This window comes from Blautia caecimuris, from assembly GCF_024622975.1.
Classification (GTDB): domain Bacteria; phylum Bacillota; class Clostridia; order Lachnospirales; family Lachnospiraceae; genus Blautia_A; species Blautia_A caecimuris.
This window is the reverse complement of record NZ_JANJZT010000012.1, coordinates 59198-80115: the sequence shown is the minus strand read 5'-3', so window position 1 is coordinate 80115 and position 20918 is coordinate 59198. Positions and strand designations below refer to the sequence as shown.

Annotated in this window: 22 protein-coding genes; 5 read left to right on the top strand and 17 right to left on the bottom strand. The window is 42.3% G+C overall.

Annotated elements, in window-relative coordinates; translation table 11 throughout:
* Nucleotides 1-19: 19 nt before the first annotated feature.
* The 4 genes from NSA57_RS09305 to NSA57_RS09290 form a co-directional block, all read right to left on the bottom strand.
* Nucleotides 20-352 carry a LytR/AlgR family response regulator transcription factor gene (locus NSA57_RS09305; RefSeq protein WP_257464673.1) on the bottom strand — a complete coding sequence of 111 codons (333 nt, stop codon included), beginning with the start codon at nucleotides 350-352 and terminating at the stop codon, nucleotides 20-22.
* Entirely contained in the window at nucleotides 349-708 is a 360-nt protein-coding gene (locus NSA57_RS09300; RefSeq protein WP_178709218.1) for a helix-turn-helix domain-containing protein, read from the bottom strand. The genes NSA57_RS09305 and NSA57_RS09300 overlap by 4 nt, the downstream gene beginning before the upstream one ends.
* 101 nt (nucleotides 709-809) lie before the next feature.
* A complete protein-coding gene (locus NSA57_RS09295) occupies nucleotides 810-1064 on the bottom strand; it encodes a helix-turn-helix domain-containing protein (RefSeq protein ID WP_257464672.1) in 255 nt (84 codons plus the stop codon).
* Complete coding sequence (locus NSA57_RS09290) at nucleotides 1048-2379, bottom strand: sensor histidine kinase (protein WP_257464671.1); 1332 nt, start codon at nucleotides 2377-2379, stop codon at nucleotides 1048-1050. The genes NSA57_RS09295 and NSA57_RS09290 overlap by 17 nt, the downstream gene beginning before the upstream one ends.
* Nucleotides 2380-2696: 317 nt before the next feature.
* On the opposite strand from NSA57_RS09290, the gene NSA57_RS09285 reads away from it, so the two are divergent.
* On the top strand, nucleotides 2697-3278 hold the full coding sequence (locus tag NSA57_RS09285) for an accessory gene regulator B family protein (protein ID WP_257464670.1): 582 nt from the start codon (nucleotides 2697-2699) through the stop codon (nucleotides 3276-3278).
* A 98-nt stretch (nucleotides 3279-3376) separates the two neighbouring features.
* On the top strand, nucleotides 3377-5164 hold the full coding sequence (locus tag NSA57_RS09280; protein WP_178709210.1) for a peptidoglycan-binding protein: 1788 nt from the start codon (nucleotides 3377-3379) through the stop codon (nucleotides 5162-5164).
* A gap of 62 nt (nucleotides 5165-5226) precedes the next feature.
* On the opposite strand, the gene NSA57_RS09275 is transcribed toward NSA57_RS09280, so the two are convergent.
* Nucleotides 5227-5940, bottom strand: a complete 714-nt coding sequence (locus NSA57_RS09275) for a hypothetical protein (protein ID WP_178709208.1) — start codon at nucleotides 5938-5940, stop codon at nucleotides 5227-5229.
* Nucleotides 5941-6195: 255 nt separating this feature from the next.
* Here NSA57_RS09275 and NSA57_RS09270 point away from each other — a divergent pair, with 255 nt between their 5' ends.
* Nucleotides 6196-6840: a YczE/YyaS/YitT family protein gene (locus NSA57_RS09270; protein ID WP_173752751.1), complete on the top strand. Its 645-nt coding sequence runs from the start codon at nucleotides 6196-6198 to the stop codon at nucleotides 6838-6840.
* Between the two features lie 186 nt (nucleotides 6841-7026).
* Here NSA57_RS09270 and trxB read toward each other — a convergent pair whose 3' ends face one another.
* On the bottom strand, nucleotides 7027-7938 hold the full coding sequence (gene trxB / locus NSA57_RS09265; RefSeq protein ID WP_147599497.1) for a thioredoxin-disulfide reductase: 912 nt from the start codon (nucleotides 7936-7938) through the stop codon (nucleotides 7027-7029).
* A gap of 124 nt (nucleotides 7939-8062) precedes the next feature.
* Between trxB and NSA57_RS09260 the strand changes: the two genes are divergently transcribed.
* Nucleotides 8063-9829: a DUF885 domain-containing protein gene (locus NSA57_RS09260; protein ID WP_257464669.1), complete on the top strand. Its 1767-nt coding sequence runs from the start codon at nucleotides 8063-8065 to the stop codon at nucleotides 9827-9829.
* 30 nt (nucleotides 9830-9859) lie between these two features.
* On the opposite strand, the gene NSA57_RS09255 is transcribed toward NSA57_RS09260, so the two are convergent.
* Complete coding sequence (locus tag NSA57_RS09255) at nucleotides 9860-10303, bottom strand: MarR family winged helix-turn-helix transcriptional regulator (RefSeq protein ID WP_022067969.1); 444 nt, start codon at nucleotides 10301-10303, stop codon at nucleotides 9860-9862.
* A 322-nt stretch (nucleotides 10304-10625) separates the two neighbouring features.
* On the opposite strand from NSA57_RS09255, the gene NSA57_RS09250 reads away from it, so the two are divergent.
* Entirely contained in the window at nucleotides 10626-12164 is a 1539-nt protein-coding gene (locus NSA57_RS09250) for a CapA family protein (RefSeq protein WP_257464668.1), read from the top strand.
* A gap of 83 nt (nucleotides 12165-12247) precedes the next feature.
* Here the strand turns inward: NSA57_RS09250 and NSA57_RS09245 are convergent, their stop codons facing one another.
* From NSA57_RS09245 to NSA57_RS09200, 10 genes are all read right to left on the bottom strand, one after another.
* Entirely contained in the window at nucleotides 12248-13042 is a 795-nt protein-coding gene (locus NSA57_RS09245) for a TatD family hydrolase (protein ID WP_257464667.1), read from the bottom strand.
* Nucleotides 13039-13485 (bottom strand): MOSC domain-containing protein, encoded by a 447-nt coding sequence (locus NSA57_RS09240; RefSeq protein WP_138271613.1) that lies wholly within the window; start codon nucleotides 13483-13485, stop codon nucleotides 13039-13041. The genes NSA57_RS09245 and NSA57_RS09240 overlap by 4 nt, the downstream gene beginning before the upstream one ends.
* Before the next feature lie 87 nt (nucleotides 13486-13572).
* The gene (locus NSA57_RS09235) at nucleotides 13573-14064 is read right to left on the bottom strand and encodes a MogA/MoaB family molybdenum cofactor biosynthesis protein (RefSeq protein WP_147599493.1); all 492 of its coding nucleotides are present in this window, start codon (nucleotides 14062-14064) and stop codon (nucleotides 13573-13575) included.
* A 3-nt stretch (nucleotides 14065-14067) separates the two neighbouring features.
* Entirely contained in the window at nucleotides 14068-15048 is a 981-nt protein-coding gene (gene moaA, locus NSA57_RS09230) for a GTP 3',8-cyclase MoaA (protein WP_257464666.1), read from the bottom strand.
* Nucleotides 15045-15530, bottom strand: a complete 486-nt coding sequence (moaC, locus tag NSA57_RS09225) for a cyclic pyranopterin monophosphate synthase MoaC (protein ID WP_147599491.1) — start codon at nucleotides 15528-15530, stop codon at nucleotides 15045-15047. The genes moaA and moaC overlap by 4 nt, the downstream gene beginning before the upstream one ends.
* A gap of 269 nt (nucleotides 15531-15799) precedes the next feature.
* Complete coding sequence (gene metG / locus NSA57_RS09220; protein WP_147599488.1) at nucleotides 15800-17749, bottom strand: methionine--tRNA ligase; 1950 nt, start codon at nucleotides 17747-17749, stop codon at nucleotides 15800-15802.
* Nucleotides 17750-17954: 205 nt separating this feature from the next.
* Nucleotides 17955-18578: an Rpn family recombination-promoting nuclease/putative transposase gene (locus tag NSA57_RS09215; RefSeq protein ID WP_257464691.1), complete on the bottom strand. Its 624-nt coding sequence runs from the start codon at nucleotides 18576-18578 to the stop codon at nucleotides 17955-17957.
* A gap of 30 nt (nucleotides 18579-18608) precedes the next feature.
* Complete coding sequence (locus NSA57_RS09210) at nucleotides 18609-18800, bottom strand: hypothetical protein (protein WP_257464664.1); 192 nt, start codon at nucleotides 18798-18800, stop codon at nucleotides 18609-18611.
* Between the two features lie 56 nt (nucleotides 18801-18856).
* Nucleotides 18857-19858, bottom strand: a complete 1002-nt coding sequence (locus NSA57_RS09205) for a S66 family peptidase (protein ID WP_257464663.1) — start codon at nucleotides 19856-19858, stop codon at nucleotides 18857-18859.
* A gap of 213 nt (nucleotides 19859-20071) precedes the next feature.
* Nucleotides 20072-20881, bottom strand: coding sequence for a MurR/RpiR family transcriptional regulator (locus NSA57_RS09200; RefSeq protein ID WP_257464661.1), 810 nt, complete (start codon nucleotides 20879-20881; stop codon nucleotides 20072-20074).
* Nucleotides 20882-20918 lie beyond the last annotated feature (37 nt).

The following is a 20918-nucleotide window of genomic DNA, read 5'->3' as shown; positions in this document are numbered from 1 at the left end:
TTCTCAGACATGCCCGAAACTATTCTGGATAAAGAGGCTTTTTCAAAAATCCCACCGGGTTTACATCAAATAGCTGCAGCACATACTCCTCATGACTTGAAATATAAATCAGCTGTACATCCTCATCTATTTTCCGAATAATCTTTGCTGCGCTGATTCCATTCATACGCTTCATTTCTATGTCCATCAGGATAATATCAAAGCAAATTCCCTGCTTTACCGCTTCCAGTAATGTATCTCCATCAAAATAAATACATATGTCAAAGGAGTACGCCTTACTAAAATCCATAATAAGCTCTTCCAGCCGGGTTGTAAAAACCATATCATCATCGCAAATGGCAATATTTATCATCTTTTGTCCTCCAGATATTTATTTAAGATCATCTGGAACGCCACCAGGAATTCTTTTTCATCCGCTTTTAAAGATCTTTGCATCTCAACAATAAAAGTTTCTTTTTCATCATGATCTAAAGACACACAACCCGATAAAATCTCATTGGGTGTTGTATCCAGAATCTGACACAGTTTAATCAGGATATAAAGTGTGCATGTCTTATGTCCATTTTCAATATTGCTGTAATGTCCACTGGATATTCCCAGCTTTTCTGAAACATAATCCTGCTTAAAACCTTTTAAATCCCTGATAGCTTTTATTTTCTGTCCAATAAGATAATTATACTTTTTCAGTTCTGTTTTATTATACTCCATACAACGTCTCCTTTTTCTACCATTGTAAGGAGTAATATCTATAAACTTAAGTTTCTATAAGAATTATTTGCCGTCTATAAGACAACATTTTGATATTTTTACTATCTGATCTCCTTTTCTGTATCCACAGGAATAAAGTCTCTCAGGATTCTGTCTGCTGAAATTCCAAACTCCCTGCATATTCCAATCAGAACTTCAATCGGACAGCTTCTGTTGCCTTTTTCTATGTTATTATAATACGAGTAAGAAATCCCCAATCTATGCGCCAGTTCCTGCTGCGTTATATTCTTATTTTTCCTCTCCTGCCGCATCCGGTATCCAATACATACCGCATATTTTTTAATTATTTTTTCCATTTGCTTCATCCCCTTTTATAGTTACTTTCTGTTTTGGCAAAATAACAGATACCTGAAATCTCCCTTTCTGCACATCAATACAGAGATCTCCCTTACATTCCTCTACGGCACGCTTTACTGATAATATTCCCATTCCATGACCTTTTTCCTTCTTAGTGCTCAGGAAATAATTTCCTTTCCTGATAACAGCATTTTCCTGACAGGAATTCTGTATCATGAGAAAAAAGTTATCTTTTTTCAATACAAATTTAAAAAATATATGTCTTTCATTTTCCTGTAATTGCCGGGTACCCTCAATCGCATTGTCCAGCAGATTCCCGATAATAATACATAAATTATCCTCCGGCATTTCCAGGTTTGAAGGAATCACTACCTCTGATCGGAAATCAATATGTAAGGATTTTATATATGGAATTTTATAATTGACCAACCCGTCTACAAGCATATTCCCACTGTTCACTGCTCCCTGATAAACCAGACCTCTTGATGCCAGCAATTTATCTATATATCTGCAGGCCTCTTCATTCTTCTGTTGGCGAATCAATTCATCCATATAGATCAGATGATTCTTCATATCATGTTTCAGACTACGAAATTCTTTTAGCGTTTCCTCTCTCTCGGAACTTTGCACCCGATAAGCTTCTACCTGTCTCTGATAAATTGTATTTCTGGTTTCCAGCTCTGCTTTCTCCCCCAGTCCTTCGTAAATCTTAATAATAACTATAGACATAACCATCATAATTGATGCTATTAATATTGCATAATAATCGGCAGATGTGCTTTTAGGATACATATATATCTGATATACTCCCCAGTCAACAATCACTGTAGCTGTAGCTAAAAGTAAAAGAATCACACTGCTCTGGCTTTTTACTCCATGGCTTTTTTTATAAGAAACAATCCTGCTGATGCATAATGTAAGAAAAACCAGCAGACAATGAGATACCGTTCTTGCAAAATCGTAATATTCTTTTTCAAAAATAACTTCCTGGGCATACGACAACGAAAGAATAAACAACACTATATATTCGCATAAACATCCCATTAATTCCCACAGAACAATATGGAAAAATATCTTATCTCTCCTTCCCTGATATATAAACATCCCATAAATAGAAAAAAAGATTATTACTATAGCTATATTTCCCCATGGGTTAACATTTGGAAATATAATTAATATTATATATGTCATACATGCTATTACTGGATTAACTAAGATTAAGTGCCAATGCCTCTTTTCAAAAAATATATCCATATATATTTGCATAGATAAGCTTAATAATATGAAACATATAATATTTACTGGATTAAACAATATTTTACCCTCCCTCTTTCTTCTTATTAATTTTAACAGCATAATATGCTATTGGCATATATATGTTTAATATGTCATAAAATATGCATTTTATACGATACTGTTTTTACTGCTTTTCTTTTTTTCTTATAATCCCTTTATCACAAACCAAGGAGAATATCTTATGTTAAAAAAATTTAAACCTCTTTTATCTCACATTTTACTTTCAGCCTGTGCCTTCTCTGTTATTTGCAGAGCATCCATATGTCTTACTATTTTTCACGACAACGTTCCGCCAGACGATCTGGAGCAGTGGATTTCCAATAAACGTAAACGCCATGATTGATACTCTCCTACGCAAAATGGATGTTTCAGAAAATGACTTGCCCTATTATCACTACGGGCTTGTCACGGTTCTGGAAACTGCAAGTGTACAGCTTTTCTGTATCTTCTGGACTGCTTTCCGGAACCAGCTTACAGATTATCTGATCTTCTATATAATTTTTCTGCTAATGAGAAAATATGGAGGCGGCTTTCATTTCAGAGATTTTCTTCCCTGTTTTATCACCTCCATCCTTTCTCTGCTGGGAATTCTGGAACTGTTACAGTATATCCGCCTGGAAATACTTCCCTGCACATTAATCAGTTCTCTTTCACTGCTGTTTATCTTTTTAATAGCTCCGGTTCCCAGCATTGCAGAAGATTTCACTACAGAAGAATTACGCATCCGCAAATATAAACTACTCCATATCATATGGATAATGGAAGTATTCATAATTTTTCTGGCATTTATAAAACAAAAACATCTGCTTCACCTTTTTATGATAACTCTTCTGTTTACATCCAGTATCATGGTAGCAGGAAAAATACGCATTTTTTATTACAGAAAAATAATTACAAAAGAAAAAACAGATGATTAAGAAACTAATTTAGAAATTTTTGTTTCAACCTGTCATATTTTTTTCTTCTTATAAAGTGAATTTGCAAATTCTAAAAATCACGAAAGGATGAAAAAACAATGACAGAACACGAAAAACTTGTAATGCGTAACATTATCTATGCAGTAGAAACAGGAGGACAGGTTTACGGACAGAAAGACTATGCGGATTTCACAGAAGCCTATACAAACAGTTCCTCTGAACATGCAATCACTATTGGAGCCGGACAGTGGTACGGAAATGAAGCCCGTACTCTTCTTCTGAATATCAAATCTGCAGATGCTGCAACTTTTAAGAAATACGATAATGCCGGTGTAGCTTCAGACCTTACCAAAACAGACTGGTCCAATTACCGAATTTCCAAAACTTCTGCAAAGGCCAAAGCTATTGTTAAAATTATTGACTCTGCTGTAGGTCATCGTTGTCAGGACAAACTTGTAGACACTCAGATGGAAGCTTATGTAAAAGAAGCTGCTGCTCTTGGTGTTACATATATAGATGCCAAAATGATGTGCGCCAATTTCAGACATCAGGGCGGGGCTTCCGCTGTAAAAAGAATTTTAGCAAAAACTGCAAAGCCCTATACTTTGGATCACCTTTATGCTGCCTGCCAGACGGACACCGGAAATCAGGTTGGCGCTTATAAAAGCCGCCAGAAAATGGTATACAATGCTCTTAAAACACACATTACCAATTATAAGGTAACTGCTGCAGAAGCCATTCAGGCAGCTATTAAAATCGCAAAAGCTGAAATTGGGTATCTCGAAAAAGCAAGCAACAAAGATCTTGACGATAAAACAGCAAATGCCGGTAATGGAAATTATACCAAATATTGGAGAGATGTTGCTCCAGAATATCAGGGTTCTTACTGGTGTGCCGGCTTTATCAGTTGGGTGTTTATGAAAGCTTTCGGTAAATCTAAAGCAATTGAACTTTTAAAACACTGGCCGTATATTTCCGTTTATGACCTGTCAACCCGCTTTACACATTATTCCACTCCTAAAGTCGGTGATATTGTTATGTTCTACTCTAGCAGCCAGGGTTACTACCACACTGGTTTAGTTATTTCCGTCAATGGCAGCCAGTTCACTACCATTGAAGGAAACACAAGCGGTGGAAGCGGAATTGATCCCAATGGCGGAGGTGTTTTCCAGAAAAATCGTTCTGTCAACAGTGGTACCTTATTCGCCAGACCGGACTACAGTATTGTAACTTCTATCAATGGCTCCGGTGAGGATCCTGTTCCTCCATCTACATGGGTAACCACGGGAACCGCTGTATGTACTGGTGACGATGTCTATGTGCGTAAGACTCCGGGTGGTACTGTAATGGGTATGGTATCCAAAGGTACTAAGCTGGAACTTGACGGCACAAGTTCCGGTGTATGGGTTCATGTAAGAGTTTCCGGAATTGGTATCGGATATATGCATCAGGACTATGTTGGCAAAGATTCCGGCTCTACAGGATCTTCTCCTGTTACAACTGCTCAGAAGGCTTTAAACAGCAAATTTAGTGCCGGACTTGCCGTAGACGGTATCTGGGGACCAGCCTGCAAAAAAGCTTATATTAAAGCAATCCAGTCCGCCCTGAACTCCGTATATGGTGCCGGGCTTGCAACCGATGGCATCTGGGGAACAAATACTTCCAATGCCTGTGCTGCCCATGTCCTCTCTGAAGGCGCTAATAATCTTTATGTTGGAGTTCTTCAGATTGGTCTTTATGCCCACAATATTACGCTGAACAGTGGTATTGATAACGACTTCGGTCCATCCACAAAACAGGGTGTAATTAAGTTCCAGTCTTCTCAGGGATTAGCTGCAGATGGAATGGCAGGGCGAGATACTTTTGCCAGACTTGCCGATGTCTAACTTGTATTTCAGGAAAAGGGGGCTGTATAATACAGCTCCCTCTTCTCTTTTACCTCTGTCTCCTAGTAATCTGCCTCTGAATTTGCATCTTCATCTACATAATCCTCTCCGTAATCCTCTGTATCTCCACTATCCTGAGGCTCTTCATAATCAGAGGAATCATCATAGTCCTGAGAGTTTTCCTGCATTTGCTGTTCCTGTTCATACTTATACAAAAAACTTGGAGAAAAATATTCAATTCCATCACTATGTATATAGGTTGCAATATTCATGCCATCTTTCACATAATAATCCACATCCACATTCAGACTTGTTCGAAGACTGCTGGCTCCGACTACCTCATTTTCCTCAATATTCACTTCTGCATCACTGATATCAAAAGTCATTTCATAAAAATTGCCATCAGAGCCTGTCTCTATAGTCATTGATGTGTCATCATTAGTCATTACATTTCCACTGATGTATTGAATTTCATATTCTTCCTCTGCTTCGTTTCCTGATGAAGAATTACCCGAATTATTTCCTGTCTGTGAGGAACTGCTGCTTCCGGACTGTGAACCGGCGCTGCTCTGAGAGCCTGTGCTAGAAGGTTTCGGTGTAGCGGTTGCCTTTGGCGTTGGCGTTGCTGTTGCCTTCGGTGCAGCGGTTGCCGTTGCCTGCGGACTTGGCGCTGCTGTAGGGGCTGATGTGGATTCTTCTGTCAGACTACAGCCCGAAAAGCACATCATTGTCATTCCCAATGCTATAAATACTGCGATCATTTTTTTATTATTCATTTTTCTTTCCTCCCGCTATACGAAATTATTATTTATGTTTATTATATCCCTTTCTTTTTCCGTTCTGTAAAACCTGTTATAATCACGGCACTTTTTGTAATAATTTCGTTGCTGTTCATACTGCCTTTTGATCAGGGTGCTGTGAACAATTATAAATCCTGTTCCTTCTGTTCTCCCCTTTTCGGAAATTCGTCTTTTACAATCGGGCCTCCTGTGATAAAATATTTATAAAATACTGCAAAGGAACTATCTGCTATGACATTTACGCAAAAAGTCAAACAAATCATTCTGCTTATTTTTGGTCTGTCTGTAGCCCATCTGGGGGTTACCTTTTTTATTCAGGCAAACCTTGGCACAGACCCTTTTAATGTTCTGGTACAGGGAATTTTCCGAAGCATTCCATGGCCGGATGCACTTCACTGGACTCACGGACGCACTCATATGATGATCTGCTTTCTGATCATACTGGTACTGCTTGTGATTGACAGAAGCTACATACGGATCGGAACCATTATCTGTATGTTCCTTGGGGGACCGATCATTGATCTTTTCACTGTAATCCTTGGAGACTATATCAACAGCTCTCTTCCCCTTGCAATACGTGTTATTGTCCTTGTTGCAGGATGCATGATTCTTGCTTTGGGGATGACCATTGTCATTAAATCAGAGGCCGGAACAGGCCCCAATGACCTGGTGGCCATTGTGATCAGCGACAAAACCCACAGAGCTTTTGGTCTTGTCCGTATTTTAACAGACTGCTTTTTTGTTGCAGCCGGCTTTCTTTTAGGAGGAACCTTCGGTCCTGGAACTATTATCTGCGCCTTTATCGTAGGACCGGTTGCTCAGATTTTTATGCCCTATTCTGAGCGTTTTTGTAAAAAAGTACTTGGAAGCCGATGAACACAGACTGTCGAACCAAACATGCAAGTTCACTTTTAACTTCTGAAATATCTCACTCTCTGATGACCTTAAAAAAACGACCACACGTCATGTATGGTCGTTTTTCAGCGCTTTATTTTACATATTCAGTCTGTCTGAAAAAGAGCATGCCGCTCTTTCCTGTATCTTTCATATTGGTTTCTGATATTATAAAAAGCGTTCTGCAGAGATCACAGCATTTGCTCCGTCTGCCACTGCAGTCACTACCTGACGCAGCTGCTTGGTGCGGATATCTCCTGCTGCAAAAATCCCCGGAACACTTGCAGCACAGTCTTCTCCTGCAGAAATATATCCTCCTTCATCCACTTTCACCAGTCCCTGAACCAGCTCTGTATTCGGAACGATTCCAACAGCAACAAAGACTCCCTCCAGAGAAATCTGCTGCTCTTCCCCTGTCTTTTTATTTTGGATCTTCAGTGCAGTCACCTTGTTTTCTCCCTCAATGGCAAGAGGCACGGTATCCCATATGATTTCCACATTTTCGCAGGCAAACAGCTTTTCCTGAAGTATTTTATCCGCCCGGAGTTCATCTCTTCTGTGGATCACATAAACCTTTTTACAGGTTCGGGAAAGAAGAATCGCATCTTCCACCGCTACATTTCCTCCTCCGATCACAGCAACTGTCTGATTCCGGAAAAAAGCTCCGTCGCAGGTGGCGCAGTAGGATACTCCCATTCCCCCAAGCTCCTGTTCCCCCGGAATATCCAGAGTTCTGTGAGCGGCTCCCATTGCAAGAATCAGAGTTTTTGCCCTGTATTCATTTTTACGGGTGCGGATGATCTTAATTCCTTCCTCCAGCTCTATGGATATGACATTCTCTCTTACCGGAGTCAGTCCCAGTTTTTCCGCATGAGAAGCCATTGCTTCACCCAGATCCAGTCCGTTGATCCCGGGCATTCCCGGATAATTATCCACTTCATAAGTATCTACGATCTGACCGCCCTGAGCGAACTTTTTTTCCACCCACAAGGTATTAAGCTGAGCCCTTGCAGCATAAATAGCTGCGCTGATCCCAGCCGGACCCGCTCCCAGTATCGCTAAATCATATATTTCCGACATGATAGATTCCTCCGTTTCTCAGTTTTCTGCTGATTTTTTATCTGTCTTAACCTTTTTTCAGTGTAGCATACATTTGTATTTTTTCCAATAAAATAGTAAAAACACGCTTGCCAGGAGTATTTCTATGCCCGCATTTCTGCGCAGATACAAAAAAACCTTTTTAATCACTGCCTCATTGTTCCTTGTTCTTCTCTCCGGTATGGGGATCGGATATTTTTCCAGCCATGTCTGGTCTGAAAATGGAAAATTTGAAACCTTCTGCAGGGAAATCTTTAAAAAAGAGGTTTCCGAAAACATGCTGACTCTCCATTACTCTCTCGCCCATCCGGAAAAAGAAGGGATTACCCGCCCTGCGCCTGTTCTCGGCACTGTCAGCGCTGATATGTCCGATACATACAAAGCCTGTGAAAATCATCTGAACAAGTTAAAATCTTTTTCTGCATCCAGGCTTTCCCGTGAAAATCAGATTACTCTTGATATGCTTCTTTTGTATTTTCATACCCGGCTTTCGCTCAAAGGAAATGAGCTTCTGGAAGAAATGCTTTCCCCCAGTCTCGGAACACAGGCACAGCTTCCTGTTCTGCTTGCAGAATATGCATTTTATGAAGATCAGGATATTGCAGATTATCTGAATCTTCTTTCTTCTGTCAAGCCATATTTTCAAAGTATCCTGGAATTTGAGAAGCAGAAATCACAGGCCGGATTTTTTATGAGCGATGCCACTCTGGACAGGATTCTCATGCAGTGCAAAGCATTTATAAAAGATCCTGATTCCAATTACATGCTGGAGGTTTTTGCCCGGAAGCTGGAAGATTACGGAAAGTTTTCCCCGGAAGATCAGAAAAAACTTCTGGATGCTCATGAAAAAATCCTGAAATCCCAGGTCATTCCTGCCTATCAGCGTCTTATCCAGGGACTGGAATCACTTCGAGGAACAGGAGTGTCAAGCCGGGGGCTTGCCCATTTTTCAGGCGGAAAAGAATATTATGAATATCTGCTGAAAAGTCAGGTTGGCTCCTATGCCTCCGTTGCCGACATAGAAAAAAGACTTTTGTCACAGCTTTCCGCAGATTTTAAATCAATGCAGCTTTTGCTTCGCAAAAATTCTGCTCTTATTGAGAAACTTCAGCAAAATCCGGAAATTTTTTCCACTGATCCGGAGCAGATTCTTCAAAAGCTCAGCCAGTGTATCACGGCGGATTTCCCGGAACCACCGTCTGCTCCTTATGAGGTTCTCTATGTACATGAATCTATGGAGGATTACCTGAGTCCTGCCTTTTATCTGACGCCGCCATTAGATACCGGAACCCCCAACGTGATTTATATTAACCGTTCAGGCCGCCACTCCGGTCCGGAACTTGTTTCCACTCTTGCTCACGAAGGCTTTCCGGGACATCTTTATCAGACTACCTCTTTTGCCTCCTGTCAGCCGGAAGATATCCGTTATCTGATCTCCTGCGGCGGTTACGTAGAAGGATGGGCAACCTATGTGGAATCCTGCCTTCCCTCCTATGCGGATAATTTTATAAAGGACAGTGATGCAAAAAACCTTTCATCTCTGTACTGGCTGAACAGAAGCATTAATCTGTGCATCTATTCACTTCTGGATATCGGCATCCATGAGCATGGATGGAATCAGTCCCAGACAGCCCGGTTTTTACGTGTTTTTGGCATCCAGAAAACAGATGTTATCCAGGAAATCTATCAGTATATCGTGGAAACCCCTGCCAACTACCTGAAATATTACTGGGGATATCTGAATTTTCTTGATCTGAAAGAAATGCAGAAAGAAGAGCTTGGAGAGGCTTTTGATCTCAGGCTGTTTCATCAGAAAGTACTGGAAATCGGCCCTGTTCCCTTTCCGGTTCTGTATAAATATATGACACAGTAATTATGGGGGCCCAACGCCCCCATATATTTTTTATTCGTCTCTGTAATTTCTGAAGAAATCCTGCAGATGGCTCAAAGCTTTTGTCAGAGTCTCTGTCTCCTGCCTGTCCAGTCCTTTTAAAACCGACATTACCATTCGTTCATGGAACATCCGGTGATGATGATAGGCTTTTTCTCCCTTCTCCGAAAGGGAAACAAGAACAACCCGCCTGTCTTCTTCACTTCTGCCCCGATTGATATAGCCTTTTTTTACCAGATGATTTACAGCTATTGTCAGGGTTCCTACCGTAACGGAGAGATCCTTTGCTATTGCGGACATGCTCCTTGGATTCCGGATCCCCACAGCCTCTATTACATGCATATCATTTACAGAAATGTCCTTATATTCAGGAGTGATCAGAGCCCTCTCCTCAATGTCCATAATTTCATTAAACAAATTTACCAGAACATCATTTACCGTTTCAACAGAATTCATAGCTGGCTCCTTTCCCTGTATGTTTTCTTTATTATACCCCAAACCAGTCCCGGCACAAAGCACTTTTTTGAAGCTTCCGGCTTTCTCTGTAATTTTATTGTTCCTCCTTCTACTGCTGTCAGAAGGAGAGATAACCATACCATTTCTGTATGAAAGAGTAAATATCAACTATGCGGAGGTAAATTCCACCGCATAAGGGCGGTGGAATTTAAAATTTCATTTTAGGGGTAAACAGCAACATTTCGGCTGCACTTGTCAAAAGTGCGCTCTTTTTGCTATAATAAATAAGAAAATCCACGAAATTTATATAAAGGAATCTGCCATGAAAAAAAATAAAAATATACCTCTCAATCTCAGAGAAAAAAGTAATTCCCGGATTGCCTTTTTCTGCTCTGTGACAGTTCTGGTCATTCTGGTTGTCCTTTTCCGCCAGCTTGACTACAATCTGATACAGAAGCCTGCAGAAACTGCAAAAAAAGAAGCTGCAATAAAAAAAGCAGAAGCAGAAAAAAAGGCCAATACTCCGGAAGTATCTACCGCCACTGTTATCGCTGTAGGAGACAATCTTTACCATGGAAGTCTGATAGAGTCCGGCCAGTATGAATCCGGAACATGGAATTACGAGCATATCTACGAGAATGTTAAGGATGAGATCCAGGCCGCAGATATAGCCATGATCGACCAGGAAACTGTATTTACCACAGACCACAGTGCGGTCAGCTCCTATCCTTCCTTTGCCACACCTACAGAAGTAGGCGACGCTCTGATCAAGGCCGGCTTTGACGTCATTGAATCAGCCACCAATCACATTGATGACTATGGTCCTGACTACATAGAACAGACTCTGGATTTCTGGAAGACCAACTATCCGGAAGTTCCTGTACTGGGCATCCATTCCAGTCAGGAAGATGCAGATACTGTAAAAACACTGGAGGTAAACGGGATTAAAATTGCTTTTCTTGACTACACCTACGGAACTAACAACGGAGATTATGTAGACGGAAAAGATTATATGATCGATATTTTTGAAAAAAGCGAAGTTGCTTCTATGATCCAGAAAGCAAAGGAAGACAGCGACTGCCTTATTTTTGTCGCTCACTGGGGAAAAGAGGACGAAACCATGCCTACCGAATATCAGAAGCAGTGGGCTGCCTTTCTGATGGAACAGGGGGTCGATGTTGTAATCGGCGGTCATCCTCATGTACTTCAGCCATATGGACGCATGTCTGACGATAACGGAAACGAAATGCTGATTTTTTATTCTCTTGGCAACTTTGTTTCCACTCAGCAGGAGCTTCCGGAGCTGCTGGAAGGCATGGCCGGTTTTACCATCCAGAAATCTGTGCTGAAAGGAAAAACCACTGTAGAAATTCTGGATGCCACTGTAAAGCCTATGGTTATGCACTATAATAAAGATGAGGGCGTCTTTAGCCCATATATGCTGGAAGACTACACCGAAGATCTGGCATCTCAGCACGGAGTGCGGGACATCATTGGTGATGAATTCACCCTGGATAATCTCCGAAAAAAATTCGATGAGATCATGTCCATGAATGTGGAGCCGTCCACCAGAACCAATCTTCTGGAGGTTTCCTTTGACTATGAACTGAACATGACGGATTCCAAAGGAAATTATGTAGAAGATACATGGTCTGTCAGCTCCGATCAGTATTATGAACAGCTTGGAAGTTCTGATAATACCTCTTCTGATGATACCGGCGAAGGTTCCGGGGAGAATTCAGACGGAGGATCTGACAGCTATGATAACGGTTCCGGGGATTCCTCTGAGGAAACAGAAGATGATGGCTATGATGACGGTTCCGGAGATTACGACTCCGGCTATGAAGATGAGGAAGCTTAAACGTATATAAAAACTGCTGCAGATTTTGTTTACCTGAAACAATTTCCACAGCAGTTTTTTATATGATTTTATTTTATATGACTCTATTTTATGCGATGAAAAAGAAGCTTCTCTGCATTCTGACCTGTAATGCGAATCACTTCCTCCTCTGAAATCCCTTTCAGTTCTCCAATAGCCCGGGCTACATAGGGCAGGTTCAGGGAACTGTTTCTTTTTCCTCTGTTGGGTTCAGGGCTTAAATACGGACTGTCTGTTTCCAGAACAAGCTGTTCAAGAGGGGCATATTCTACAACCTCTTTTAATTTTTTTGCATTTTTAAAAGTCACTACTCCGCCGATTCCAAGATATAATCCCATATTCAGGTACTGCTCAGCCATTTCCTTTCCGTAGGAAAAACAATGGATGATTCCGCCGTACATACCCTCGTCCATATACTCCTTCACAATATCAAGAGTATCCTTTGCAGCATCTCTGCTGTGGATCATAAACGGAAGCTTTTCTTCTCTGGCAATATCCATCTGAGCGCGGAACATTTTTTTCTGGATCTCGTGCGCTGCCTCTTCCTTATGCCAGTAATAGTCCAGCCCGATCTCGCCAATGGCAAGAATCTTTTCTCTGCGGGAAAGCTCACGGATCTCATTTAACGTCTGCTCTGTCATTTTATCCGCATCATCCGGATGCACTCCCACTGCGCCGTAAACAAAGGGATACTTTTCTGTGAGAGTAATTGTGCGCCCAAGCTCCCCCACAGAGGCGCACACATTTACCACGGTGCCGATTCCATTCCCCTGAAGAGAGCTTAAAAGCCCGTCCCTGTCCGGCTCAAAAGCCTCATCGTCATAATGTGCATGTGTCTCAAAAATACTGTATGTTTTCATTCATCCTGTCCTTTTTCACAACACAGAAATTCGTCTCCCGGACGGATCACACCGCCGTGAATTACTTTTGTAAATACGCCCTCTCTTGGCATAATACAGTCTCCCATAGCCTGGAAAATCGCGCAGCCATGGTGGCATTTTTTGCCGATCTGTGTCATTTCCAAAATTACGTCATTACAGCGGAATCTTGTACCTACAGGCATAGCGGCAAAATCAAAGCCCTCTACTACAATATTTTCTCCAAAGGCTCCGTCTGTCACCTCAGCGCCTCTGGCACGGAAATCTTCAATCTTGTCAAACGAAAGAAGACTTACCTGTCTGTGCCACTTTCCGGCATGGGCATCCCCTTTGATTCCCCAGTCCTCAATAAATTCCGCTTCCTGTACACTGTGTTTCTGTGTGCCTTTCTCCTCACTGATACAAATTGCTATTACTTTTCCCATAATTCATTACCTTCTTTATTATTATGATTTTCCCCTGTAAAACCTCTCCGAGCCCCTCAGTCTTCCCGGCTTCTGTCCGGAAATCTTTTATTTTCGGGCGCAGTCAGACGCTTCTCCTGTAAGGATTTCGATTCCGTGCTCCAGAGAATCAATAATATATTCCAGACTTTCCCGTACTGCCTTTGGACTTCCGGGAAGATTGATGATAAGTGTTTTTTTGCGGATTCCTGCTGAAGCCCTGCTCAGCATTGCTCTCTTTGTAATAGTCATGCTGTAAGCACGCATAGCCTCCGGGATTCCCGGAACCCTTCGCTCAATAATATCCTCTGTCGCTTCCGGCATTACATCTCTCTCCGAAAAGCCTGTGCCGCCTGTAGTAAGGATCAGCTCCGCCAGCCCCTGATCCGCGATTTCTGCCATTTTATTTTTCAGTATTTCTCTGTCGTCAGGAAGAATATCCAGAGACACTACCTGATATCCTTCTCTTTCCAGAATTTCACGGATTGCCGGCCCGCTTAAATCTTCCCGCTCTCCCCGGTAACCGGAATCACTTGATGTTATGATTGCTACCCGCTTCATATTTCACCCTCCTATCTGAGACATACAGAGCTTTTCTGTGTCGTCTGCCTGTGCCTTTTCCAAAAACTGATGTCCGTCCGGTTTCTGTTCCAGTGCCTCCAGAATTGCTTCTGTCAGTTCCTCATCTGTGCCGCCGTTTCTTATAATCTCTCTTAAATCCTTTCCCGCCGAATACTGAAGGCAGGTTTTCAGATATCCCTGAGAGGTCAGGCGGATCCGGTTACAGTCTTTACAGAACTTATGGCTGACTGCACTGATAAAGCCCAGTTTTCCTTCAAATCCTTGTGCTTCATAATATCTGGACGGCCCGTTTCCAAGAGGTTCTCCCTGATAAAGAGTCAGAGACCCAAAGCGCTTTTCCAGAAGCTCTGTCAGTTCCTCTTCTGACATTCCCTTAAATTCCATACCGCAGCCAATAGGCATCATTTCAATAAAACGCACATGAACCGGATATTTCCGGGCAAGCTCTGCAATCTCACAGAGATCCTGCCCCTCTATTCCCAGAGGAACACAGTTGATCTTCACAGAAATACCCGGATAGCGCAGGGCCTCCTGAATCCCCTCCAGAGCTTCATTTAAAAGATCTCTTCTTGTGATCTTCTGAAAGCAGTCTCTGTTCAGAGTATCCAGACTGATATTCACTGCATCCAGCCCCGCCTCTGCAAGTTCCTTCATCTGCTCCTTTAAAAGAGTTCCATTGGTAGTCAGGGTTACCTTTTTAATTCCCGGAATCTCCTTGATCTGACATACCAGCTCCGGCATCCTTACATGTACCAGCGGTTCTCCTCCGGTCAGCTTGATCCTGGTAATTCCAAGCTGTGCCATAACCCGGCTGATTCTTATGATTTCTTCCTCCCGAAGGATCTGACTTCGCTCCACCAGCTTGACGCCGTTTTCCGGCATACAGTAAATACAGCGGAGATTACAGCGGTCTGTCACCGAGATCCGAAGATAATCTATCGTTCTTCCACAACGGTCTATCATTTGTCCTTAAAACGGAAATCTCCGCTTTTTCCTCCTGTTTTTTCTACAAGATGGATCTCCGACATTACCATATGCTTGTCAATAGCCTTACACATGTCGTAAATTGTCAGAAGCGCTGTCTGTACGCCTGTCAGAGCCTCCATCTCCACCCCGGTTTTGCCCTCTGTCTTTACCGTACAGTACGCATGGATCCGGCTGTTTTCCTGATCCAGTTCAAAATCAACTGCACACTTCTGGATTGGCAGCGGATGGCACATTGGAATCAGAGAAGAAGTCTGCTTCACCCCCATGATCCCTGCTACTCTGGCTACGCCGAGAACATCGCCTTTTTTTACATTTCCTCCCGTAACCGCCGCCATGATTTCTGCTCCCACGGAAATATAGCCTGTGGCTACAGCTGTCCGAAAAGTGGGCTCCTTACCGGAAACATCCACCATCACTGCATTTCCTTTATGATCAAAATGGCTGAATTCCTTCCCCATCAATACAACCTCCTTATACTCCCTCTAGTATAGAAAATTTAGAGAGGTACGTCAAGCAGAGCAGCATAGTATAAAACTGCAAATTTATATTTGGCTGTCAGCCATTTTCAGATACAGAAAAAAGGCAGAATCATAATGCCTTGCAATGTTTACCAGGAAACACAACACATGATCTGCCTTTTCTCATATTCATCGTCTGCGGATAACAAAAAATAAAAATTCTTTCCTCCGCAAACATAAATTTCTACTCTTAATAAAGTTCCGTTTTATCAGCAGATTTCTGCTCCTGCCGGCATGTTTTTCTCCGGTGTCATAAGGGCAAGATTGCCTTCTGCATCCTCTGCACAGAGGATCATTCCCTCACTCATAACTCCTGCAAGCTTCGCAGGCTTCAGGTTGGTAACTACCATAACCTTTTTGCCTACCATTTCCTCAGGGGTGTAATGGGCTTTGATTCCGGATACGATCTGGCGAACCTGACTTCCGATCTTTACCTGAGAGCAAAGAAGCTTTTTGGATTTTTTTACTGCCTCACAGGCAATGATCTCGCCAACCTGGAACTGCAGCTTCTCAAAATCCTCAAATGTGATCTCTGCTTTTGGCTCAAGATCAATTCCGGACTCCTCTTCCTTTTCTTCCTGTACAGGCGGGTGGAGCTCTTCTACCTTTGCCATTACCTCTTTAAGATCAAGACGGGCAAACAGAATTTCCGGTTTTTCTACAACCTTATTGCCGGACGGATACAGGCCAAAAGTATCCAGTGATTCAAAACTGCGTTTTTCAGCATTAAGCTGTGCAAGAATACGCTCTGTTGTCTCCGGCATAAATGCCTCCAGAAGAGCTGCTCCTATGGTGATTCCCTCTACAAGATTATAGAGCACAGTTGCAAGACGGTCCTGCTTGTCCTCTTCCTTTGCAAGAGCCCACGGCATTGTCTCGTCAATGTATTTGTTCAGGCGTTTAAAGAGACTGAATACCTCTGTCATGGCGTCTGCCACACGGAGCTTCTCCATCTTGGCTGCAACCTTGCCCGGCGCTGCCAGTACAAAAGCTTTCATATCCTCATCAACAGGCTCTGTTACATTTTTGTTTTCCACTACGCCGCCGAAATATTTGTTAGACATGGAAATGGTGCGGTTTACAAGATTTCCAAGAGTATTGGCAAGCTCGGAGTTCAGACGCTCCACCATCAGCTCCCAGGTGATCACGCCGTCGTTCTCAAACGGCATCTCATGAAGCACAAAGTAACGAACTGCATCTACTCCAAAGAAATCCACAAGCTCGTCTGCATAAAGCACATTTCCCTTGGATTTACTCATTTTTCCATCGCCCTGTAACAGCCATGGATGACCGAATACCTGCTTGGGAAGCGGAAGATCCAGTGACATCAGGAAGATAGGCCAGTAAATTGTATGGAAACGGATAATATCCTTACCGATCAGATGAAGATCTGCCGGCCACAGCTTACCGAACTGCTCTGTGCTGTCTCCGTCGCAGTCATATCCGATTCCTGTGATATAGTTTGTAAGAGCGTCAAGCCATACATAAACAACATGCTTCGGATCAAAATCTACCGGAATTCCCCATTTAAAGGAAGTTCTGGAAACACAGAGATCCTGAAGTCCCGGAAGAAGGAAATTGTTCATCATCTCGTTTTTACGGGACTCCGGCTGGATAAACTCAGGATGTGTCTTGATGTGCTCAATAAGGCGGTCTGCATATTTACTCATTTTGAAGAAATATGCCTCTTCCTTAGCCGGAACACAGGGACGTCCGCAGTCAGGACATTTGCCGTCTACAAGCTGACTCTCTGTAAAAAAGGACTCACAGGGAGTACAGTACATTCCCTCATAATGTCCCTTGTAAATATCGCCCTTTGCATACATTTTTTTGAAGATCTTCTGAACCTGTTTCTCGTGGTCTTCGTCTGTAGTACGAATGAATTTGTCATAGGAAGTGTTCATCAGATCCCAGATATTTTTGATCTCGCCGGATACATTATCAACAAATTCCTTAGGTGTAATTCCTGCTTCTTCTGCTTTCAGCTCGATTTTCTGGCCATGCTCATCTGTTCCTGTCTGGAAAAATACATCATATCCTTCCAGTCTTTTGTAGCGTGCAATGGCATCTGCCAGAACAGCCTCGTAGGTATTTCCGATATGAGGCTTACCGGAAGTATAAGCGATAGCTGTTGTAATATAATACTTCTGCTTTTCCATTATAAAAAATCCTCCTGGGGTATTTTGTAAATGATAAACTGCCGTCTCTGTCAGGCAGACATGCCAATGCCTGACAGGTACGAATCGCTCTTTAAATACTAGCATATTTATAAGGATTTAGCAAATTACATTTTCATGATTTCAGCAGAAAACAGCCCCAAAATACATGCTTTACCCAAGATAAAACTTTGTTTATCCGAACCTTTTACTGCTGTCCGGCAGCTGACCTGTCAATTTCCATGATTTCCTCTACAGACATTTCTGTCATGTCTGCAATTTCCTCATAAGAAAACTGGTTTTTGGCCAGTATTTTCAGGATGAGCTTTCTAATGCCATCCTGGCGTCCTTCCTGCCACCCTTCCTGACGCCCTTCTTCCTTAAGATCCTCAAGAGCCTTACACATATCAATTTTTTCCTCCTCTTCCCTGATCTCAAAATCACTTCCTGTCAGTATCTTTATCACCTGTCCGGCTTTCCTGTCCACAGACAAAAAATGTGGATCTGCAGTTACAATTTTGCGAAGCCGGTTTTTATCTTTTGAATATTTAATAAATAAAATCACTTCCCGGAGGCTGGTATGAAACTGATCCAGGCTTATATCCGAAATACTATATGGGGAGATCAGATTAATCCTGTAGTCTGGAATGTATGATAAAAGTTCCGGATCTTCAATCTTTATCATATCATGCAGCCCCATTGGAGCATCCCATTCCTCTGGTCCAAAGTGAATTACAAGCGTAATTACCGGAAGAAGTTTGTCATCTTTATAAAACCCTGAGAGAAATTCTCCCGAACTGACTTTACATCCTGATTTTCCCCCGGCTTTCAGATGCCGTCTGTGCCTCCTGCCTGCCCGGCTTTACTTTTTATACCTGGCTTCAATCCGCATATACGCAACGCTGATTCCTATTACCCAGAACATTGTTCCCAGCACCAGAAAAATTGCCCAGGGCGAATTCTGCCTGATAAACAGCAGCGGAATCCCCAGTATTTCAAATAAAACTGTACCTGCACTCCACAAAACTGACACTGCATGATTATACTTTTTCACATCCTTTACCTCAGACGCCTTCACAAATGTAAAAAAAGAAACTGCCTTCTCCGATCTCACTGTACAAACGGACTTTCCAGCAGGGAAACAGTTTTATTCTCCGCATCCAGTCTTACCTGGCAGCCAAGAGGCAGTGTAAACATGGGATGTGTATGACAGCAGTCAAACTCTGCCAGAACCGGAATCTCTGTTTCTCCCAGAACCTCCTGCAGAATTTCGTAAGGCTTTCTTCCTGTTCCGTTATCGTCAAATTTCTCATGTTTTCCCAGGATAATTCCACTTACCCTGTCAAATACTCCGGCAAGCCTCAGCAATGAGAAGGAACGCTCAATGGTACATGCATCCTTCAGGGAATCCTCTATAAACAAAATATCTCCCTTCCGGATCTCAGGCATATACTCTGTTCCAAAAAATCCCTCCATGGTATTCAAGTTTCCACCGATGAGCCTTCCCTGACATATTCCCGTCTTTACGCAGATCCAGTCATTTTTGTACTGTGCCTTTGAACGATCCTGTTCATCCCATTTAATAAATTCATCTGTCCAGAACTCCGGCATCGGATAATCATAGGGACAGGTGATCCTGCCTTTTACCATGGAATCAAAGTACTCAAAAGTCCGGTCCACAAAAGGCGGCAGCTCCCCAAAGGAAGACGCTACTGCAGGACCGTAAAATGTCACCAGTCCGGTTTTCGCATAAATGGCAAGAAGCAGCGCAGTGGTATCTGAATACCCGATAATTATTTTCGGATGTTTTTTCAAATATTCATAATCAATATACGGAAGAATCGAATTTGTGTTATTTCCTCCAATGGATGCCATCAAAATCTGCACTTTTTCGTTATACAGCAGATTATTAAATTCCTCTGCCCGCTGCTGAATAGTTCCTGATCTGTAAAAATCCTGTTTTCCCTGTAAACTTCCGTGTATCATCTCATAGCCTCTGGACTTTAAATACTCTATGCCCCGGTCATAACGTACCGGAACTGTTGCCGAAACAGGAGATGAAGATGAAAATACTCCTATTGTTATCTGTCCGTTTAATTTACCTGCCTTCATATGTGCTCCTCCCTTATAAGCCTTTCTTTTTCTGCAAATATATCACAATTTCCTGCCCCTGAACTACTTTTATTGTTATGCCCACAGCAAACTGACCAGAGCCTGCGCCTTTCCCTCCTGCCAGTCTCTTCACTGCACGCAGTTACATGCCCTTCCGGATTTGTATATAAAAAGCGACCAGTCATAATGACCGGTCGCCCTCTGAACCACCTGTTATTTTTCGTCCAACGCTTCCATTGTATATTCATGGAGAGTTTCTCTTCTTCTGAAGCCTTCTGTCCGGAGTATTCTGGAATACAGCATATCAATCATAACAAGAATGGGAAACTGAGGAGAAATATCTTTTCCTCTTTCCAGATTTTCCTTCACTGCAAACAGCATGATCTCATCACAGAAATCTTCAAACTTCTTTTCTTTACGGGATGTCATAAGTACTACGGCTGCACCGCATTTTTTTGCTGCTTTAAGCGAATCTATAACAGTCTCTGTTTTTCCGCTGATACTGATTCCTATAACGCCGCACTCCCCATCCAGCAGAACTGAGTTCATTTTCATAATATGCTCGTCTGTGATGGCTTCAATATTTACTCCGATGCGCATAAACCGAAGCTTCATCTCTGTTCCAACTGTACCGGAGCTGCCTTTTCCATATACATAAATTCTCTTTTTTTCTGTCAGGATCTTTACGATACGTTCTATCTGGGCTTCATCGATCAGAGAATAGCTTTTATTCAGAAGTTCCTGATAGCTGTTAAAAACAAGCTTGATATTATCGCTGGCCTGCTGCCTGTTCATTCCCGATTCGTACTGTTTGTAACAGAAAATAAACTCCCGATACCCTTTATAACCGCATTTTTTTGCAAATCTGGACAGGGAGGCTTCTGACACAAAAAGCTTTTTTGACACACTTTTTGATGACAGATCTTTTTTCTCATCATTATGGATAAAAAAATCCGCTATTGTTTTTTCCAAAGGTGTAAAGCTGCTGTAAATAGCTTCCATCTGCGGAATAATATTTTCCATGCTCCCCCTCCTCTTCCGGTTTATGTGCGGCTGACAG

What these genes read in the sequence shown, in the direction of transcription:
- NSA57_RS09240 (WP_138271613.1), bottom strand. Translation starts at nt 13,485, where the DNA reads ATGGGAAAAGTAATAGCAATTTGTATCAGTGAGGAGAAAGGCACACAG.
- NSA57_RS09285 (WP_257464670.1), top strand. Translation starts at nt 2,697, where the DNA reads ATGATTGATACTCTCCTACGCAAAATGGATGTTTCAGAAAATGACTTG.
- moaA (WP_257464666.1), bottom strand. Translation starts at nt 15,048, where the DNA reads ATGATAGACCGTTGTGGAAGAACGATAGATTATCTTCGGATCTCGGTG.
- NSA57_RS09270 (WP_173752751.1), top strand. Translation starts at nt 6,196, where the DNA reads ATGACATTTACGCAAAAAGTCAAACAAATCATTCTGCTTATTTTTGGT.
- moaC (WP_147599491.1), bottom strand. Translation starts at nt 15,530, where the DNA reads ATGGGGAAGGAATTCAGCCATTTTGATCATAAAGGAAATGCAGTGATG.
- metG (WP_147599488.1), bottom strand. Translation starts at nt 17,749, where the DNA reads ATGGAAAAGCAGAAGTATTATATTACAACAGCTATCGCTTATACTTCC.
- NSA57_RS09305 (WP_257464673.1), bottom strand. Translation starts at nt 352, where the DNA reads ATGATAAATATTGCCATTTGCGATGATGATATGGTTTTTACAACCCGG.
- NSA57_RS09255 (WP_022067969.1), bottom strand. Translation starts at nt 10,303, where the DNA reads ATGAATTCTGTTGAAACGGTAAATGATGTTCTGGTAAATTTGTTTAAT.
- NSA57_RS09295 (WP_257464672.1), bottom strand. Translation starts at nt 1,064, where the DNA reads ATGGAAAAAATAATTAAAAAATATGCGGTATGTATTGGATACCGGATG.
- NSA57_RS09245 (WP_257464667.1), bottom strand. Translation starts at nt 13,042, where the DNA reads ATGAAAACATACAGTATTTTTGAGACACATGCACATTATGACGATGAG.
- NSA57_RS09260 (WP_257464669.1), top strand. Translation starts at nt 8,063, where the DNA reads ATGCCCGCATTTCTGCGCAGATACAAAAAAACCTTTTTAATCACTGCC.
- NSA57_RS09280 (WP_178709210.1), top strand. Translation starts at nt 3,377, where the DNA reads ATGACAGAACACGAAAAACTTGTAATGCGTAACATTATCTATGCAGTA.
- NSA57_RS09205 (WP_257464663.1), bottom strand. Translation starts at nt 19,858, where the DNA reads ATGAAGGCAGGTAAATTAAACGGACAGATAACAATAGGAGTATTTTCA.
- NSA57_RS09300 (WP_178709218.1), bottom strand. Translation starts at nt 708, where the DNA reads ATGGAGTATAATAAAACAGAACTGAAAAAGTATAATTATCTTATTGGA.
- NSA57_RS09250 (WP_257464668.1), top strand. Translation starts at nt 10,626, where the DNA reads ATGAAAAAAAATAAAAATATACCTCTCAATCTCAGAGAAAAAAGTAAT.
- NSA57_RS09200 (WP_257464661.1), bottom strand. Translation starts at nt 20,881, where the DNA reads ATGGAAAATATTATTCCGCAGATGGAAGCTATTTACAGCAGCTTTACA.
- trxB (WP_147599497.1), bottom strand. Translation starts at nt 7,938, where the DNA reads ATGTCGGAAATATATGATTTAGCGATACTGGGAGCGGGTCCGGCTGGG.
- NSA57_RS09275 (WP_178709208.1), bottom strand. Translation starts at nt 5,940, where the DNA reads ATGAATAATAAAAAAATGATCGCAGTATTTATAGCATTGGGAATGACA.
- NSA57_RS09235 (WP_147599493.1), bottom strand. Translation starts at nt 14,064, where the DNA reads ATGAAGCGGGTAGCAATCATAACATCAAGTGATTCCGGTTACCGGGGA.